Genomic DNA, 17273 nt, shown 5'->3' on the forward strand with positions numbered 1-17273 from the left:
AGAAATGGCCCATACCCTGCCGCCCCTGCCCTATGCCAAGAACGCACTGGCTCCGCACATCTCTGAAGAGACCTTCGACTATCACTATGCCAAGCATCATCAGGCTTACGTGACCAACCTGAACAACCTGATTCCCGGCACCGAGTTCGAAAACGCCAGCCTGGAAGACATCATCCGCAAGAGCTCCGGCGGCATCTACAACAATGCTGCCCAGGTGTGGAACCACACCTTCTTCTGGAGCTGCCTGAAGCCCAATGGCGGCGGCGCACCGACTGGCGCACTGGCAGATGCCATCAACGCCAAGTGGGGCAGTTTCGATGCATTCAAGGAAGCCTTCACCAAGAGCGCGGTTGGCAACTTCGGCTCCGGCTGGACCTTCCTGGTGAAGAAGGCCGACGGTTCGGTCGACATCGTGAACATGGGCCCGGCCGGCACTCCGCTGACCACCGGTGACAAGGCCCTGCTGACGATCGACGTGTGGGAACACGCCTACTACATCGACTACCGCAATGCCCGTCCGAAGTTCGTCGAAACCTTCCTGACGAGCCTGGCCAACTGGGACTTCGCCGCAGCGAACTTCGCCTGACCGACCCGGCAGCCCGGCCAATGAAAAAGCCCGCGTCATGCGGGCTTTTTCAATTCGGCAGGGATACGATCCTCAGGCTTCGATATGCCGCAATGACAGATCGATCGCCGCCACGTCCTTGGTCAGCGCGCCAATGGAGATCCGGTCGACACCGGTTTCCGCAATCGCCCTGACACGCTCCAGACTCACGCCTCCCGAGGCTTCGAGCTTCGCTCTCCCGGCGTTGATCCGCACGGCCTCACGCATGTCTTCGAGCGACATGTTGTCGAGCAGCACCATCTTTGCACCGCAAGCCAGCGCTTCCTCAAGCTCCGCGAGATTCTCGACCTCGATCTCGATGAAGACATTCGAGGGGGCGAGTGACTGTGCCCGCTGCATGGCCTGAGCAATGCCGCCTGCAGCGATGATGTGGTTCTCCTTGATCAAGACGCCGTCATACAGTCCGATGCGGTGATTGACGCCGCCAGCTACCGACACGGCATACTTCTGCGCCAGACGAAGACCCGGCAGCGTCTTCCGGGTATCCACGATGTCGGCACGCGTGCCGGCGACCGCGGCGACATAGCTGGCGGTGATGGTCGCCGTGCCGGAGAGCAGCTGAAGGAAGTTGAGCGCCGTCCGCTCCGCGGTGAGGAGCGCCTGAGCCTGGGCAAAAATCTCGCACAGCACCTGGCCGGGCGCAATCCGTTCACCATCCCGGACATGCCAGATGACTGACGCTTCCGGATCCAGCATGCGGAAAGCCGCATCAAACCACTGGGAGCCCGCCAGTACGGCATCCTGGCGCGTCACCACCCGTCCCCGGGCACTGGAGCCTGCTGCGATGAGCTGGGCGGTGTAGTCACCCGGGCCGATGTCTTCTGCCAGCGCCTGGGCCACGCTGCGATGGATCTCGACGCGCAGCTGTTCTGTCATTCCGTTCATGTCATTCCTCTGCGTCAATGCGCCCGGTACAGCAGGAAACAGGCTGGCCGGCGCAGGCGGCCGATTCTACACGGGCACGCCCCGGAGCCGGCTGCCCGCGCGGCCGGGATTGTCCTGTGCTGCAGGGCCGACAGTACGCCACCCCGCTGTCTGGGGCCCCGGAAACTTACCCGATTGTCGGCCGGCGCAAGGTCTGCTGCTACCGGGAGAATCCCTGCAGGGACCGCAGAGGCTCGCAGGCTCGCTCAGCTCGCTGCGAGCCAGGCGTTGAACCGGTAGCGGGCAGCACGAATGGTTTCAGACGGCGTGAGCCCTACCGGACCGATGCCCTCGGCAGCAAGATCCTCTGCGGCCACTCCATGCAGATGGCAAGCCGCGCACGCCGCCTCGAGAGGCGACCATCCCTGCGCGAGCAGGCCGATGATCAGGCCGCTGAGCACGTCGCCCATGCCCCCGGCCGCCATGCCGCCATGACCACTGGCATTGATGAACCAGGCGCCATCGTGCGCTGCGATGACGCTGCCACATCCCTTGAGCACCACGACCGAGCGAAACTTGCGTGCCAGCTCCCGGGCGCTGCGCACACGGTCCGACTGCAGTTCGCTCGTCGAAGCTTGCAGCAGCCGCGCCGCTTCGGCCGGATGCGGCGTCAGCACGGCGGGCTGCTCGCGCTGCCTCAGGAGGGCATGCAGCGCGGCGTCATCAGCCAGCATGTTCAGGGCGTCCGCGTCCAGCAGCAGCGGGCCGGAGAAAATCAGGCCACGCCGCAAGAGCAGCATCGCGGCTTCGGACTGCCCCATGCCGGGCCCGAGCGCCAGGGCGCTCGCGAGCAGGAAGAGGTCTCCGGCTCTGCGCAGCATCAGCTCGGGCTGCGTCGCGTCGACGCCGCCTGCCGCGGCGTCCAGCAAACCGAGAAAAACCTTGCCGGGGCCGAGATGCAGCGCGGCGCGCGCAGCCAGCAGGGCCGCGCCCTGCATGCCCTCTGCTCCGCCAATGAGGCCCGCCGCACCGAACTGCCCCTTATGCACGTTGCGCGCCCGCCGACGCAGGCAGCCGGCGAACAATCCCGGGGCAATGAGGCGGGCACCGCCGGCCGGCAGCTCGAGCCCGAGATCGAAGAGCCTGAGCTCACCGCAGTGATCCGGCCCTTCAAGGGTCAGCAGTCCCGGTTTGTGCGCGATGAATGTGGCCGTATGGCTCGCACGGACACAGGGGGAATGGAGGCGGCCGGTCCCGGCATCCAGCCCGGACGGAATGTCTAGCGCGAGTACCGGACAGGAAAAGGCATTCAGACGCGTGATCCATTCGGCATGAAGGCCCTCCGGACTGCGCTTGAGGCCGATGCCGAACAGGGCATCCACGACGAGTGCCCAGCGCGTGCCGACAAAGTCGCGCTGGATCTGTCCGCCTGCCGCAAGCCAGCGCTCACGCGCCTCCGCAGCATCAGGCGGCAGCGGCCCTGCAGGGTTCTGGCTCACCAGCAGGACTTCACACCCCTGCTCGCGCAGCAGGCGGGCTAGGACATACCCATCGCCGCCATTGTTGCCCGGGCCACACAACACCAGAACCGGGCCACGCGCCGGAGCAATGAGCTCGAGCGCCCAGTTCGCGGCAGCCTGACCGGCACGCTCCATCAGGGGCGGCACGCATCCTGCATGCCGGGCCTCCAGCTCGTGCAGCCCGCTCCGGTCCAGGATCGGTTGGGCAGGTGCGAAGCCGTTTCGCAATAGCTGTCCGTACTGAGCGTTCATGATGTCCCCCGGAATGCATGAAGGGCGACAGTTTCCTGCCGCCCTTCATTAGATCAGATGCCGCTCACACGGCCCATGCTCAGATTTCCACCTGGGTGCCGAACTCCACCACCCGGTTCGGCGGAATCTTGAAGAAGTCGGCGGCACTGCCCGCATTGCGGAACATGAAGAAGAACAGTTTTTCCCGCCACATCGCCATGCCGGGCTTGATATGCGGCACCAGGCGCTCGCGGCCGAGGAAGAAGGTCGTTTCCATCATGTTGAAGGGCAGGCGACCATCTTCAGTGATCTGCCGCATGGCAGCCGGGATGTCAGGCTCGTCCTTGAAGCCGTAACGCAGATAGAGGCGGTAGAAACCGTAATCCAGCTCTTCGAGTTCGATCCGGTCGATCTCAGGCACGGTCGGCACGTCTTCGGTCAGCACGGTGAGGAGCACCACGCGCTCATGCAGCACCTTGTTGTGAAGCAGGTTGTGCAGCAGCGGACGCGGCACGCCCATCGGTGCGGAGGTCATGAAAATGCCCGTGCCCTCGACCCGGCGCGGCGGGGAATGAAACAGCGAGGAGATGAACAGATCCAGCGGCATCGTTTCGCTGTCGGTACGCGCCGTCACAAGCTGGCGGCCGCGACGCCAGGTCGCGAGCAGCGTGAAAACCGCCAGCCCCATGGCCAGCGGAAACCAGCCGCCATCGACGATCTTCACCGCGCAGGCGAGCACGAAAGCGAGGTCGACGACCAGGAATCCGACAAGGAACATCAGCCCGCGCGTCATCGACCACTTCCACAGATGCTGGACGACCACGAAAGCCAGCAGCGTGTCGATCAGCATGGTCAGGGTCACGGCAATACCGTAGGCCGACGCCAGATTGCTTGAAGAGCGGAACCCCAGCACCACGGCCACCACCGCCAGCAGCAGGGTCCAGTTCACGCCAGGCACGTAGATCTGCCCGATTTCCTTGTGCGAGGTATGCACATAGGGAATGCGGGGGCAGTAACCGAGCTGCATGGCCTGGCGGGTCAGCGAGAACGCGCCCGAGATCACTGCCTGCGACGCGATGATGGTCGCCATCGTGGCCAGGCCAACCATGATGTAGAGCGCCCAGCCGGGCGCCAGCAGATAGAAAGGATTGCGGACGGCGTCCGGCGAAGACAGCAGCAACGCGCCCTGCCCCAGATAATTCATGTAGATGCAGGGCAGCACGAGGCCGAACCACGCCAGCTTGATCGGGCGGCGCCCGAAGTGGCCCATGTCGGCGTAAAGCGCTTCGCCCCCGGTGACGGCCAGCACGACCGAGCCCAGGGCCAGGAATCCATGCAGTCGGTGCTCGGCGAAGAAGGCCAGACCGTGCAGCGGGTTGATGGCCGTCAGCACGAAAGGCTGGTCGACCACCTGTCGCAGCCCCAGCACGCCGAGCGTGATGAACCAGATCACCATCACCGGCCCGAACAGCGCACCGACCTTGGCCGTTCCCTTGCTCTGCATCCAGAACAGGCAGAACAGCACACACAGGGTAATCGGCACCACGAAGGGATGCAGCGAGGGCGCCGCAATCTCGAGACCTTCCACCGCCGAGAGCACCGACATGGCCGGAGTGATGACGCCGTCACCATAGAACAGTGCGGCACCGAAAAGCCCCAGCACCGTCAGCCACCACATCTTGCGGGCAGACCCCGCCACCGCGCGGTTGGCCAGCGCAGTCAGCGCCATGATGCCGCCCTCACCGCGGTTGTCGGCCCGCATGATGAAGACAACATACTTGAGCGAGACGACCAGCATCAAGGCCCAGAACACCAGCGACAGGATGCCCAGTACGTTCTCCGGCGACGCCGGAATGCCGTGCCCGCCGAAGACCTCCTTCATCGTATAAAGCGGGCTGGTTCCGATATCGCCATAGACGATGCCGGTCGCGGCCAGCGTCAATGCGGCCAGTCGCCTGCGCGATCCGGTCTCGCCATGGGCTGTCGAGTCGTGGGACATTCCTGCGGTTCTCCAATCTGGCTACTCTGCTCAGGCCATGGTGCACTGCGGCCAGCGGGCGCGAAACTAACATTGCACCGACATACAGACAACAGCAAAAACGATGACTGCCTCGATTTACAACACAAGGTAACACCCGCTCCAGCTCCCCAACACTACCCGAGTCGCCATCCGCCGGCGGCGGACGGAACTGCCGGCCCAGCCGGTCCGAGACCGAGAGGTCGCACAGCCTTCACGCCCGGAGCGGGCAGGCGGGTAATATTCCGGCCTGACACGAATTCCCTGTTTGCATGACCATGACCCAGACCCCATTGCCCGGCAAAGTCCATCTCGTCGGCGGCGGCCCCGGAGACCCCGAGCTCCTGACCCTGAAAGCGGCGCGCCTGCTCGCCACGGCGGATGTCGTCGTGCATGACAATCTGGTCAGCGCAGCCGTACTGGCCTACGCCCGCCCGGACGCGGAGCGCATCTACGTCGGCAAAAAAGCCGGCAATCACAGCCTGCCGCAGATCGACATCAACCGCCTGCTGGTGACCCTTGCTCGCCAGGGCAAGCAGGTCGTCCGCCTCAAGGGGGGTGACCCGTACATTTTCGGGCGTGGCGGCGAAGAAGCCGAAACCCTGGCCGCGGCGGGAATCCCGTTTGACGTAGTGCCGGGCGTCACCGCCGCAGCGGGTGCGGCGGCCTATGCCGGCATTCCGCTGACCCATCGTGATCACGCACAGTCCTGCTTCCTTGTCACCGGGCACCTGCAGGACGAGAGCTGCAATCTCGACTGGCCCACCCTCGCCCGCCCGGGCCAGACACTGGTGATCTACATGGGGCTGACGTCCCTGCCGGAAATCAGCCGGCAGCTCATCGCGCACGGCATGGATCCCGCCACGCCCGCCGCCTGCGTCCGGCGCGCCACGCTGCCAGACCAGGAAGTCATTACCGGCAGCATCGCCGATCTGGACGGGCGTGTCCGGGCGGCCGGTTTCAAGCCTCCGGCGATCCTCATCATCGGCAATGTCGTCACCCTGCATGAAGTGCTGGGCCTGCCTTCGCCCTGATGCGACGCAGCTTGATTCATCCGGCATTTCGCGGCACTCTCGCGCGTCGGCAGGCGGTGCTGCCGAACGACTCCGGACGGGATCTTCATGCTGCGCCATCTGGTGACTCTTGCCCTGCTGCTGTGCTGCATCCTTCCCCAGGCGAGCCGGGCTGACGACCAGGCCATCTGGCGCTTTGCCGAAACACCGCCCTCGCAATCCTTCGAGCAGATCGAACGCGCCCCCGCCGAGCTGTGGCAGACACTGCCCGAAACCGGCATCGCCAACCTGGGCTTCACCCGGAACACCCTCTGGCTTCGCACTGACTACACCCCCGCCGAGGCGGGCAAGCAGATCCTGGAACTGCTCAATCCGCAGCATGACCGCGTCGTGCTCTACATCCTTCGCGACGACGCGCCGCCCGAAATCCGCTACGGCGGCTTCAAGCAGCCACCGGCCCGCAAGGCGCTGAGCAGTTATCACAACCAGATCTTCGAGTTCGATCTCGAGCCCGGCCAGAGCGCAACGCTGTTCCTCAATGTGGACACGGTGCGCCCGGTGCTCGTCTGGCCCCGCCTCTACAGCGTGAGCGAATTCTTCCGCACCAGCTCGAGCGAGCGCATCTGGCTGGGCATCTATTGCGGCCTGTTCATCACGCTCTGCCTCTACAGCCTGATGGCCTGGGCGACCACGCGAGACAGCAACTACATCGACTACTTCTACTTCCTGTCCCTGATGGGGTTACTGCAGACGCAGATGCTGGGGCTCTGGCATGAGCTCTTCCTGCAGAACGCGCCGTTCATGATGGATCTGCTGTCGACCGTACTGCCCACGCTGGCCCTGGCGACCCTCTGCCGCTTCGCACGGAACTTCCTCAATCTGGCGGACCAGAGCCCTGCCCTGCACACGCTGGTGACCCGCTGCATCTGGGCCTCGCTGCTGCCCCTGCCGGTGTATGCGATCGGCGGCAGCGAAGCCTCCATCCCGCTGCTGGACGTGGTCTCGGTGCTGTTCTCGGGGCTCACCATCGCGGCGGGCATCCACGTCCTGCGCAACGGCTACCGCCCCGCACGCTACTACCTTCTGGCGCAGATTCCGCTGGTGGGGGGCGGGCTGCTTTATGTTGGCGGGAATTTCGGCATCCTCGCGCCCTCGCCGCTCACCATGTTCGGCTTCCAGCTCGGCGCAGGGCTCGGCGCGGTCATGATCGCGCTGGCGCTGGCCGGCAAGCTGCGCGCCCTGCAGAAAGACCAGCTCCAGGCCAACCACGACCGGCTGGTGGCCGAGCAGCAGCTCATCGAAGTGCTCAAGGAATCGGAAGCACGACTTGAATGGCGCGTGCAGGAGCGCACCCGCCAGCTCGAGGAGGCGCTCGATCTGCAGCGCCAGCAGCACGACACGCTGGAGAGCACCAACCGCCGCCTCAAGGTGCTGCACGAGGAGCGCGGCGCCTTCCTGCAGATCGCCGCGCACGACCTGAAGAACCCCACGGCGGCGATCATCAGCTACTCCGATCTGCTGCGCGAGCGCTGGGGCGCCTGGGACGAGGAAAAGAAACTCAGGCGGATCGGCAACATCCGCAGCATGGCGCAGCTGACTTTCGACATCATCCGCAACCTGCTCGACATCGACGCCATCGAGTCAGGTCACTATGTGCTGCGCCCGGCGCCGCTCAACGTTTCACAGATCCTGCGCTCGGTCTGCGACGACTACCGCGAGCGCTGCGACGCCAAGGACCTGCGCCTGCAACTCACCCTCTGCAGCGATAACCTCATGCTGCGCATCGACCGCACCGCCCTGCTGCAGATTCTGGACAACCTGATCTCCAACGCGATCAAGTACTCGCCGCATGGACGGAACATCCACGTTTCGCTCGAAGAGGAATCGGGCCACGCGCTGTTCCAGATCCGTGACGAAGGCCCCGGCATTTCGGAGGAGGAACAGGGCAAGCTGTTCCGCAAGTTCACCCGGCTGTCCGCACGCCCGACCGGCGGCGAGCACTCCACCGGGCTGGGGCTGTCGATCGTGAAGTACATGACCGAAGCGAGCGGCGGCCAGGTCGGCTGCATCAGTCGTCTGGGCGAAGGCGCGACCTTCTTCGTCAGCCTGCCTCGCGGGCAGACCGCCTGAGTCCTCACGAAGCCGGTCCGGACAGGGCTCAGACGGGCCACGGAAATTCAGACGGTCTTCACTGGCCGCGCGCCGACCGGCATGCTCCTGCAACCGTGCTTACTGCCGTACCTCGAACAGATTCTCCGCGGTCCATGCCGCGCAATTCGTGCGGAAAGGATTGATGTCCAGCCCGCCGCGTCGGGTGTAGCGCGCCCAGACAGCCAGCTGCGTCGGCGCGCAATCGCGCAGGAGGTCGACGAAGATGCGCTCGACGCACTGCTCATGGAATTCGTTGTGCTCGCGGAACGAGATCACATGCCGCAGCAGGCCCTCACGGTCGATGGCAGGCCCGCTGTAACGGATGAAGACCGTGCCCCAGTCCGGCTGACCGGTCACCAGGCAATTCGACTTCAGAAGATGCGAATACAGCGTCACATCCTGCTCCATCCGCGTGGCATCCGCCTTCAGCAGACCGGCGCTCGGCGCATAGCGCTCAACGTCGATGTCGAGTCCGTCGATGCACTCGCCGGCCGGCAGCGCATAAGGCCGTGCGGGTCGGGTCTGCAGATCCTGCAGGCGCACCGCCACCGTATCGCCCGCCGCGGCGGAGAGATCGGCGGCCAGGGTCCGCTCAACCGTGGCGAGGTCAGCAAACCGGCTCTGATTGAAGGAGTTGAGATACAGCTTGAGCGACTTCGATTCGATCAGCCGCGGCGAGCGGGCCGGCACACGGAATTCACCGATGGCAACGACCGGCTTGCCGCGCGGGCCGAGCCAGGAAATTTCGTAGGCATTCCACAGGTCTTCGCCCGAAAACGGCAAGGCGTCTGCCGCTACGCCGATTTCATCCCGCTTCTGCTGACGCGGAATCGGGAACAGCAGCTCGGGCGCATAGTCGCTGCGGTAGGCGGTGGCGCGTCCAAGGGGGGAGTTTTCGGGGATCAGTTCGTCCGTCATGTCTTCTTCCTGCGCCGCGCAGCCCGGGCCGCCGGCATGGCGAGCGCAGCGGCGATGTCCGCCAGTGCGCGACGCGATTCTTCAAAAAGGCTGAACAGGGTCACGAAACCATGCACCATGCCCTCGTACTCAAGATGCCGAACTGCCACGCCCGCCGCCTGCAGGAGGCGTGCATAGCGGGCACCATCATCGGCCAGCGGATCGCACTCGGCGTTGATGATGAGGGCTGGCGCCAGCCCGGCATGGCTGTCTGCCAGGGCGGGCGAGGCCCGCCAGTCCTGCTTCTCCAGACTGGTGGCGAAATACTGATGGGCAAACCAGTCCATCGTTTCCCGCTCCAGGAAATGACCGCTGCCATAGCGTGATCCGCTCGGAAAGCTGGTGGTCAGATCCGTGGCAGGATAGATCAGGATCTGCTGCTGCAGCACGGGACCACCTGCGTCCCGGGCCATCAGGGCCAGCACGGCCGCGAGCGTGGCGCCGGCGGAATCACCTGCTACCGCGATGCGCGAGGTGTCGAGCGCCAGCCGGTCCGCCTCGCGCTGCAGCCAGCGCAGCGAAAACCAGGCGTCATCCACGCCGGCCGGAAAACGGGACTCGGGCGCGAGCCGGTATTCCGGCGCCAGCACCGCCCAGCCAGTGGCGTTGCAGAGTGCGCGGCACCAGGCGTCGTAGCCGGCCAGATCGCCCAGCGTCCAGCCGCCCCCATGCAACCAGAGAATCACCGGCAAACGGGCGCCCGGCAAGGCGCCCTGCGGCCGGTACAGGCGCGCCTCGAGCGGACCGCCCTCGAACTCGCGCCGCGGCAGTTGCAGGCTTTCGGCGGCAGCAACCGGCTCCGGCTCGCCGCGATAGGCAAACATGAGCTTGTAGTAGCTGCGGCGGGCAATCTCGACCGGCATTTCATGCAGGCGCGGCGCATCAATGCGATGCAGCATCGCCAGCCAGGCCTGGGATCTCGGGTCCAGCGGCATCGTGGATCTCGGGAAGGAAAGTGGCCGGATTCTAACCCGGCCACCTTGCGCACTGCTGCGGCGCGCCTCAGTGCGGATCGGTCGTCACTGCAGGTCCGGTCATGCCGGCCACGCCAAGGGTGGCCAGGGTGCGCCACTCCGCACGGCTGGTGACGCGCTCGGCGATGACCTGGATGTCGAGACTGCCGGCCACATCAACCACTGTCCGCACGAAGCGCTGATTGCCCTCGTTGCTCTCGATCTCGGCCACGAAGGCGCCATCGAGCTTGAGGTAATCGACGCTCAGGGCATGCAGACGCGGCATCGAGGCGAAGTGGCGTCCGAAGTGCTCGATCCCCAGCTTGGCACCGCAGTCAGCCAGAAGGCGCGCCAGGGGCGCCAGCGCATCCAGCCCACCGGAAGCGCCGATGCCACGCTCCGCCAGCTCGACCCACAGGCGCGGCGCCCGCGCACCGGCCGTTGCGAGCAGCGCCTTGAACGCGGGCAGGAACTCGGGCGCATCGAGCGACAGCGCAGAGATGTTCACCGCGATGTCGCCGGGCTGGTGATCGAGCCGGGCCATGGCCAACTCGAGCGTCATCATGTCGAGCCGGGCGATGAGGCCGTGCCGCAATGCTGCAGGCATAAACTGGCCCGCAGTGAGGCGCTGACCTTCCTCGTCGATCAGCCGAAGCATGGCCTCCTGATGCAGGAGTGACCCGTCTGCGCGCACCACCGGGTAGAACGCCAGCTCGAAGGCGCGCATCTGCAGGGCATGCTCCAGTCTGGCCTGCCAGACACCGGCCTGTGCGGCACTGGCCGGCGTTTCGCCGGCATTGCCCACGACCGGCGGTGAGCTGGCTTCAGCCTGCATCAGGCAGGCGTCAGCCCGCAGCATCACCGCTGCGGCTTCCTCGCCCCGGCGATAGCGCGCCCAGCCGATCGCGGCCAGCGGCTCGCGTTCGACACCGTTCTGCAGGGCCACGCGTGCAAAGCCCGCCAGCAGGTTCTGCCCCAGCAGATGTGCGTCATCGACGCTCGCATCGGGGACCAGGATCGCGAAATCCGCACCGTTGAGCCGGCCCGTCATCGGTTCGCCGGCCAGCGGCTCGACCGCGGCACGCAGCATGTCGGCGCAGGCTGCCAGAAGCATGTCGGTACGCTCGCGGCCAATCTCGCGATTGATGGCGACCAGATCCAGCACGCGACACATGACGAGCACGCCCGCCGGGGCGGCCTGCTCGTCATTGAGCGCATCGCGCAGCGCGCCGGAGAACAGGCCGCGGTTGGGCAAGCGCGTGAGCGAATCCCGGTTGGCCTCGTTGCGGATCTGCTCGATGCGCGAGGCCTGCTCGCTGAACATCGCACGCACCCGCTCGACCATGGTGTTCATGGCCAACCCCACCACCCTGAGTTCGGGAACGACAGGCAGCGACTTGGTCTCGAACCGGCGCTGGCCGATGGCTTCGGCCTGCTCGACGATGGCACGCAGCGGCCTTTGCAGCCAGCGCATCAGCATGGCCACCGCCGCACACAGCAGCAGCCCGATCAGCAACTGGGTCGCGGCGAGCCTGAGCGTTCCGCTCCACAATTCGCCATAGGCATAACGCGCGCTGGCCTGCACGACGACCCGCCCGGCCTGCTTCCAGCCGTCCGACACCAGCGCCTCGCCCTGCCTGGCCTCGATCGGCATGAGGGCCACGAACCAGCCTGGAGCGGCGGGCGCCGGCGCGCCGGAGCGCCGCTCCACCAATGGTTTGCCGGCAGTGTCGAGATAGCGGATGAATTCGAAGTGGCCGGAATCGAAGAGCGCGCTGACCAGCAACTCGCTGGTCGCCGCATCCTTGCTCTGCTGCGACATCGACAGGGCCAGCGAGGCCGCGCTGTCACTGGCCTGGGCGAAGAGCTGCTGCTCCAGGTAATTCCGGGCAGTCACCAGACTCACACTGAAGCTCACACCCAAAGCAACCAGCATGGCGATCAGCACACTCAACCAAAGACGCGTCAGCAAGGACATGTCATTCCCTTTCGCTCAAGCTTCATCAGACACCTGCTCATGGTTCGTATCCCTCTGCCTTCATCCGCAACCTCAGGTCCGCCCACAGGGAGAGGCGATCGACCGGCGAGGAAGGCCTGTTCGATCCGCTCACGAACACGCCCTCGCTCCCGAAACTGAAGACGGGCGCAAGATCCGGCCTGCGTGAAGCCGGGCGGATGTCGCTGATGAGATTGTCCAGCACGAGAGGCTCCGCATCCGGTTCGGCATAGTAACCGAGCACCATGTGGGCCACCTGTACCGTACTGCCCGGCGCCCCCAGCGTGGCGCGAACGTAGATCATGCGCAGGCGGGACGAGGGCACGCCCAGCTCGATCAGGCTGTGGTACTTGGCAATGGCATAGTCTTCACAATCGCCTGCGCCGCGGCCCAGAAACTCGAGCGGGGTCGCCCAGTAATCAGGCTTGCCCCACACGACATCGTCATCGAGGAAACGGATCCGCCGGTTGAAGAAATCGTTGGTACGGCGGAGCTTGTCGGCCTCGCCGAGCGAGGCTGCCTGCTGGAGCATCTCCCGCCAGTCGCGCAGGGCCTGCACGCCGCCGGCCCCGAAGCGTGCCGACATCGTGGCCTGCATGCGATCGAGGTCCACCGATGCCACCGAGAACGGAACCGCCAGCACCAGCAGCAGGCGCACGAAGGGCCCACCCATCCGCCACAAAGCGTGACAGAAGTCATGAGCGGGCGACATACCGCACAGAATCCGGCAAGTCTTTCGGACCCAGCCGGCCCAGAACGAATAAAATCCGCTAAGAAAACAACACTCAGGCCACTGACACGACAAGGCCTTGACGCCGGACAAAACCGGCCCCCGCTTTCCCAGGCAGTCCCTCAGGGTACAGAAAATGATCAAACCCCTCGTACTTTCACTGATGCTCATTGGCAGCGCGCAGGCAGCCACGCTTGCGGAAATCGCCGAACGCGCGATGGCCCGCAATCCCGACCTGCAGATCCGCATTCACGACTACAACGCCGCCGGCTCCGAACAGGATGCCGCGCGGGGCGCGCTGCGTCCCCGCCTCGACCTCGAGGCCTACGGCGGTCGTGACCGCTACGACCCGACGCCGGGCACCAGCAATTACTTCAATCATCCGGGGGCCTCGCTCCAGCTTCGCCAGCTGCTCTTTGACGGTGGTGCGGCCAGCGGCGACGTACGCCGGCTGGGTTACGCAAAAGCCACCCGCTATTTCGAACTGCTCCAGGCCACCGATGACATTGCCCTGGAAGCAGCCCGCTCTTACCTCGATGTATTGCGTTATCGGCAACTCACCCGCCAATCTCAAGAGAACTGGGCGGTGCACAAGGAAATTTACGAGCAGCTCGCGTCCAAGGTGCAGGCCGGTGTGGGGCGTCGCGTTGACCTGGAGCAGGCCTCGGGCCGCCTGGCGCTGGCCCAGTCGAACTGGCTCACCGACACCAGCAATCTGCATGACGTGAGTGCGCGCTTCGAGCGCGTGGTCGGTGAAGTCCCGCCCGAGCTGGGCGTGCCGCCCGACCTCACCCGGCACCTCCCTGAAGACGCGCAGATCCTCAACGAAGCCCTGCGCGCAAACCCGTCCTTCCTCGCCTCGGTGGCCAATCTGCGCGCGGCACGCGCCCAGAAAGACGTGCGCCGTGCCGCGAAATCCCCGGTCGTGGAGTTCCGTGCCTCGGCAGGCTCGGAGCGCAACCGCAATGGCATCGACGGCAACTATGGCAGCGGCGCCGTCCAGATCGTGATGAACTACAACCTGTATCGCGGTGGCGCGGACAGCGCCCGGGTCAGCCAGGCAGAGGAGCTCTACCAGACAGCGCTACAGATGCGCGAGAAGGCCTGCCGCGACATCCGCCAGACCACCACGATTGCCTGGACCAACGTGCGCAAGCTCCGCGAACAGCTCCGCTACCTGGACCAGCATCTGCTGGCCACCGAAAAGGCGCGCGACGCCTATCGCCAGCAGTTCGACATCGGTCAGCGCAGCCTGCTGGACCTGCTCGACACCGAGAATGAACTCTTCCAGGCACGCCGTGCCTACGCCAACGCGCAATATGACCTGCGCCTGGCGGAATACCAGGTGCTGAGCTCAAGCCACCGTCTGCTGCCCGGTCTGGGTCTCGCTCCGCGCCTGGACAGCTTCCCCGAACTCGACGCGGCCGGCTCCGACGACGCCGTTGCACGCTGCGGCACCGATCTGCCCTCCTACGAAGCGCTGGATCTCCAGGCCGCGATGGCGGGTCACACGCCTCATCAGGTGCCGCCGGCCCCTGCCCCGGTACCGGCCGCGCCGCCCAAACCCGCGGCCACGCTGCCCTCGGTGCCCGAAAAGTGCAGCTTCGCCGTGCTGGACTGGGCCGCTGCCTGGTCGGCGAAGGATCTGGACAGGTACCTGTCCTTCTACTCGAAGGACTTCAAACCCCGCACGGTCAAGGACCAGAGCGGCTGGCGCAAGCTGCGCGCAGAACGCCTGAACAAGAACTTCATCTCGGTGAAGCTGCAGGACATCAACTTCAAGATGATTTCTCCCGAGCTTTGCGAGGTCAATCTCCAGCAGGTCTATCGCTCGAGCGACTTCAACCATGAAGGCCCCAAGACGCTCGTGCTGAAACTTGAAGGAGAAGACTGGAAGATCGTTGAGGAAGTGGCCCCCGGCACGTCCGGCACCAACTGAGCGAAGACTGTCCGAGCCAGAACGGGCCCCGAGCGGGCCCGTTTTTTTGCGTGCTGGATGCCGCCGCGCGGTGCACGAGATCGAGCCCGCGGAAGCCTTTCTGTCGGCCCTCACGCCTTCGGGCCAAGGCGCCTGCCTGCCCGGCCGGATAGCGTCAGACCCGGCACAGTCCGCCTGGCCTCGCGGCCTGCCAGTACCTAGCGCTTCAAGCCAAGAATGAATACGCCGGCGCCCACCAGCGCGATGCCGAACCAGGACCATGCGCCGGGCCGCTCGCCCAGAAACACGAAGGCAAAGACCGCCACGAGCAGCAGGCTGAGCTTGTCGACCGGTGCAACCTTCGAGGCTTCGCCCAGCTGCAGCGCCCGGAAATAGCAGAGCCAGGAGGCGCCGGTCGCCAGCGCGGAGAGCACCAGGAAAAACCAGGTGCGGCCCCCCAGCTGCAGGGGATTGCGCCATTTGCCCAGCACCAGGACGATTGCCGCCAGCATGATCAGGATCACCGCCGTGCGGACCAGCGTGGCGAAATCGGAATCGACGCCCTCGAGCCCGAGCTTGGCGAAAATCGCCGTCATGGCGGCAAACACCGCCGAGAGCAGCGCCCACATGAACCAGCCTGAAGAATCCACCCCTGCCTCCTGCCAAGCTGCGGCACCCCAAGCGCCGCGCAATCGGGCCGGCAGCGAGCGGGCCCGCCGCCCCGTGACCCCGCGCCGCTGGCCCGGATCAGGTGGAGCGTGCCGCTTCGCAATGCCCGGCGCGGCCCTGCACCACGATGCCGGTGTCGTTCGCGGCAGACGCCTCAGCCGCCGGTGCCGCCCACCGTCAGTCCGTCAATGCGCAGCGTGGGCTGGCCCACGCCGACCGGCACGCTCTGCCCGTCCTTGCCGCAGGTGCCCACACCGGGGTCCAGCGCCAGATCGTTGCCGATCATCGCGACCCGGGTCAGCGCATCCGGACCATTGCCGATCAGGGTTGCGCCCTTGACCGGTGTGGTGATCTTGCCGTTTTCGATCAGATAGGCCTCGGCAGCCGAGAACACGAACTTGCCGCTGGTGATGTCGACCTGACCGCCCCCGAAGTTGACGGCGTACAGCCCCTTCTTCACCGAGGCGATGATCTCGCCGGGCGCCTTGTCGCCGGCACGCATGATGGTGTTCGTCATGCGCGGCATCGGCAGATGGGCGAAGGACTCGCGGCGGCCATTGCCGGTGGGCGCCACGCCCATCAGACCGGCGTTGTGCATGTCCTGCATGTAGCCAACGAGGATGCCGTCCTCGATCAGCGTGGTGCAGCGCGTCGGGTTGCCTTCGTCATCCACGGTCAGCGAACCGCGACGCCCCTCGAGCGTGCCGTCGTCGACCACCGTGACGCCCTTGGCTGCCACGCGCTGGCCGATGCGGCCGGCAAAGGCCGAGCTGCCCTTGCGGTTGAAATCTCCCTCCAGGCCATGACCGATGGCTTCATGCAGCAGGATGCCCGGCCAGCCATTGCCCAGCACCACGGTCATCGTGCCGGCCGGTGCGGGCCGGGCGGAGAGATTCACGCTGGCCTGATGCACCGCGAGGCGGGCGTATTCGCGCAGCACCGCATCAGTGAACATCGCATAGTCGGCCCGGCCGCCACCGCCGGACGAGCCCTGCTCGCGCCGGCCGCCGTCTTCCATGATCACGGTCAGCGAAAGGCGCACCAGCGGACGCACATCGGCGGCCATGTGGCCATCACTGCGCGCGACCAGCACCACATCCCAGGTCGAAGCGAGGGAGGCCATGGCCTGCACCACGCGCGGGTCTTCCGCACGGGCGTATTGTTCGATGCGCTCGAGCAGCGCGATCTTGTCGGCATCCTTCAGCGAAGGCAGCGGGTCGGCCGCGGCATACAGCGCCTTCGGCAGTGCCGGCGCAGACACTTTCACCTTGCGTCGCTGACCCTGCGCGCCGATCGAGCGCACGGTAGCCGCTGCTTCCTTCAGCGCAGCAAGGCTGATGTCATCGGAATACGCGAACGCGGTCTTGTCGCCATTGATGGCGCGCACTCCGACGCCCTGTTCGATATTGAAACTGCCGGCCTTGACGATGCCCTCCTCCAGGCTCCAGCTCTCGGAGCGCTGGTACTGGAAATACAGGTCGGCCAGATTCACGTCGTGGACGAGGATGTCGCCCAGCACGCGCTCAAGCGAGGCGTTGCCGAGTCCGTAAGGCGTGAGCAGGAGCTCGCTCGCCAGCCCGAGAGCATTGTTTGCAGCAGGAAGCTTCATGCGGAATGGTTCCGGTTGGA

Annotated in this window: 13 protein-coding genes; 4 read left to right on the forward strand and 9 right to left on the reverse strand. The window is 65.6% G+C overall.

The features are described 5' to 3' along the window. Positions 1-4: 4 nt before the first annotated feature. Complete coding sequence (locus ABDB87_RS13395) at positions 5-586, forward strand: superoxide dismutase (RefSeq protein ID WP_345927829.1); 582 nt, start codon at positions 5-7, stop codon at positions 584-586. Positions 587-658: 72 nt separating this feature from the next. Here the strand turns inward: ABDB87_RS13395 and nadC are convergent, their stop codons facing one another. The 3 genes from nadC to ABDB87_RS13410 all read right to left on the reverse strand — a co-directional run bounded on the left by nadC (position 659) and on the right by ABDB87_RS13410 (position 5239). Next, the gene (gene nadC, locus ABDB87_RS13400; protein WP_345927831.1) at positions 659-1510 is read right to left on the reverse strand and encodes a carboxylating nicotinate-nucleotide diphosphorylase; all 852 of its coding nucleotides are present in this window, start codon (positions 1508-1510) and stop codon (positions 659-661) included. A 245-nt stretch (positions 1511-1755) separates the two neighbouring features. Next, positions 1756-3261 carry an NAD(P)H-hydrate dehydratase gene (locus ABDB87_RS13405; protein ID WP_345927832.1) on the reverse strand — a complete coding sequence of 502 codons (1506 nt, stop codon included), beginning with the start codon at positions 3259-3261 and terminating at the stop codon, positions 1756-1758. 79 nt (positions 3262-3340) lie between these two features. After that, the gene (locus ABDB87_RS13410; RefSeq protein ID WP_345927833.1) at positions 3341-5239 is read right to left on the reverse strand and encodes a potassium transporter Kup; all 1899 of its coding nucleotides are present in this window, start codon (positions 5237-5239) and stop codon (positions 3341-3343) included. A gap of 290 nt (positions 5240-5529) precedes the next feature. Here ABDB87_RS13410 and cobA point away from each other — a divergent pair, with 290 nt between their 5' ends. Further along, positions 5530-6291: a uroporphyrinogen-III C-methyltransferase gene (cobA, locus tag ABDB87_RS13415; RefSeq protein ID WP_345927834.1), complete on the forward strand. Its 762-nt coding sequence runs from the start codon at positions 5530-5532 to the stop codon at positions 6289-6291. A gap of 87 nt (positions 6292-6378) precedes the next feature. Beyond that, complete coding sequence (locus ABDB87_RS13420; RefSeq protein ID WP_345927835.1) at positions 6379-8400, forward strand: sensor histidine kinase; 2022 nt, start codon at positions 6379-6381, stop codon at positions 8398-8400. Positions 8401-8499: 99 nt separating this feature from the next. On the opposite strand, the gene queF is transcribed toward ABDB87_RS13420, so the two are convergent. The 4 genes from queF to ABDB87_RS13440 form a co-directional block, all read right to left on the reverse strand. Continuing rightward, complete coding sequence (gene queF / locus ABDB87_RS13425; protein ID WP_345927837.1) at positions 8500-9339, reverse strand: NADPH-dependent 7-cyano-7-deazaguanine reductase QueF; 840 nt, start codon at positions 9337-9339, stop codon at positions 8500-8502. Further along, on the reverse strand, positions 9336-10313 hold the full coding sequence (locus ABDB87_RS13430; RefSeq protein ID WP_345927840.1) for an alpha/beta hydrolase: 978 nt from the start codon (positions 10311-10313) through the stop codon (positions 9336-9338). Before ABDB87_RS13430 ends, queF begins: the two co-directional genes overlap by 4 nt. A gap of 67 nt (positions 10314-10380) precedes the next feature. Beyond that, a complete protein-coding gene (locus ABDB87_RS13435) occupies positions 10381-12303 on the reverse strand; it encodes a bifunctional diguanylate cyclase/phosphodiesterase (RefSeq protein ID WP_345927842.1) in 1923 nt (640 codons plus the stop codon). Between the two features lie 43 nt (positions 12304-12346). Beyond that, on the reverse strand, positions 12347-13000 hold the full coding sequence (locus tag ABDB87_RS13440; protein ID WP_345927844.1) for a transglutaminase-like cysteine peptidase: 654 nt from the start codon (positions 12998-13000) through the stop codon (positions 12347-12349). Between the two features lie 193 nt (positions 13001-13193). On the opposite strand from ABDB87_RS13440, the gene ABDB87_RS13445 reads away from it, so the two are divergent. Next, complete coding sequence (locus tag ABDB87_RS13445) at positions 13194-14996, forward strand: TolC family outer membrane protein (RefSeq protein ID WP_345927846.1); 1803 nt, start codon at positions 13194-13196, stop codon at positions 14994-14996. 197 nt (positions 14997-15193) lie between these two features. Here ABDB87_RS13445 and ABDB87_RS13450 read toward each other — a convergent pair whose 3' ends face one another. Further along, the gene (locus ABDB87_RS13450; RefSeq protein ID WP_345927848.1) at positions 15194-15625 is read right to left on the reverse strand and encodes an EamA family transporter; all 432 of its coding nucleotides are present in this window, start codon (positions 15623-15625) and stop codon (positions 15194-15196) included. Positions 15626-15798: 173 nt separating this feature from the next. Beyond that, positions 15799-17253: a metalloprotease TldD gene (gene tldD / locus ABDB87_RS13455; RefSeq protein WP_345927850.1), complete on the reverse strand. Its 1455-nt coding sequence runs from the start codon at positions 17251-17253 to the stop codon at positions 15799-15801. Positions 17254-17273: the final 20 nt, after the last annotated feature.

This window comes from Uliginosibacterium paludis (genome assembly GCF_039631355.1).
Lineage (GTDB): Bacteria > Pseudomonadota > Gammaproteobacteria > Burkholderiales > Rhodocyclaceae > Uliginosibacterium > Uliginosibacterium paludis.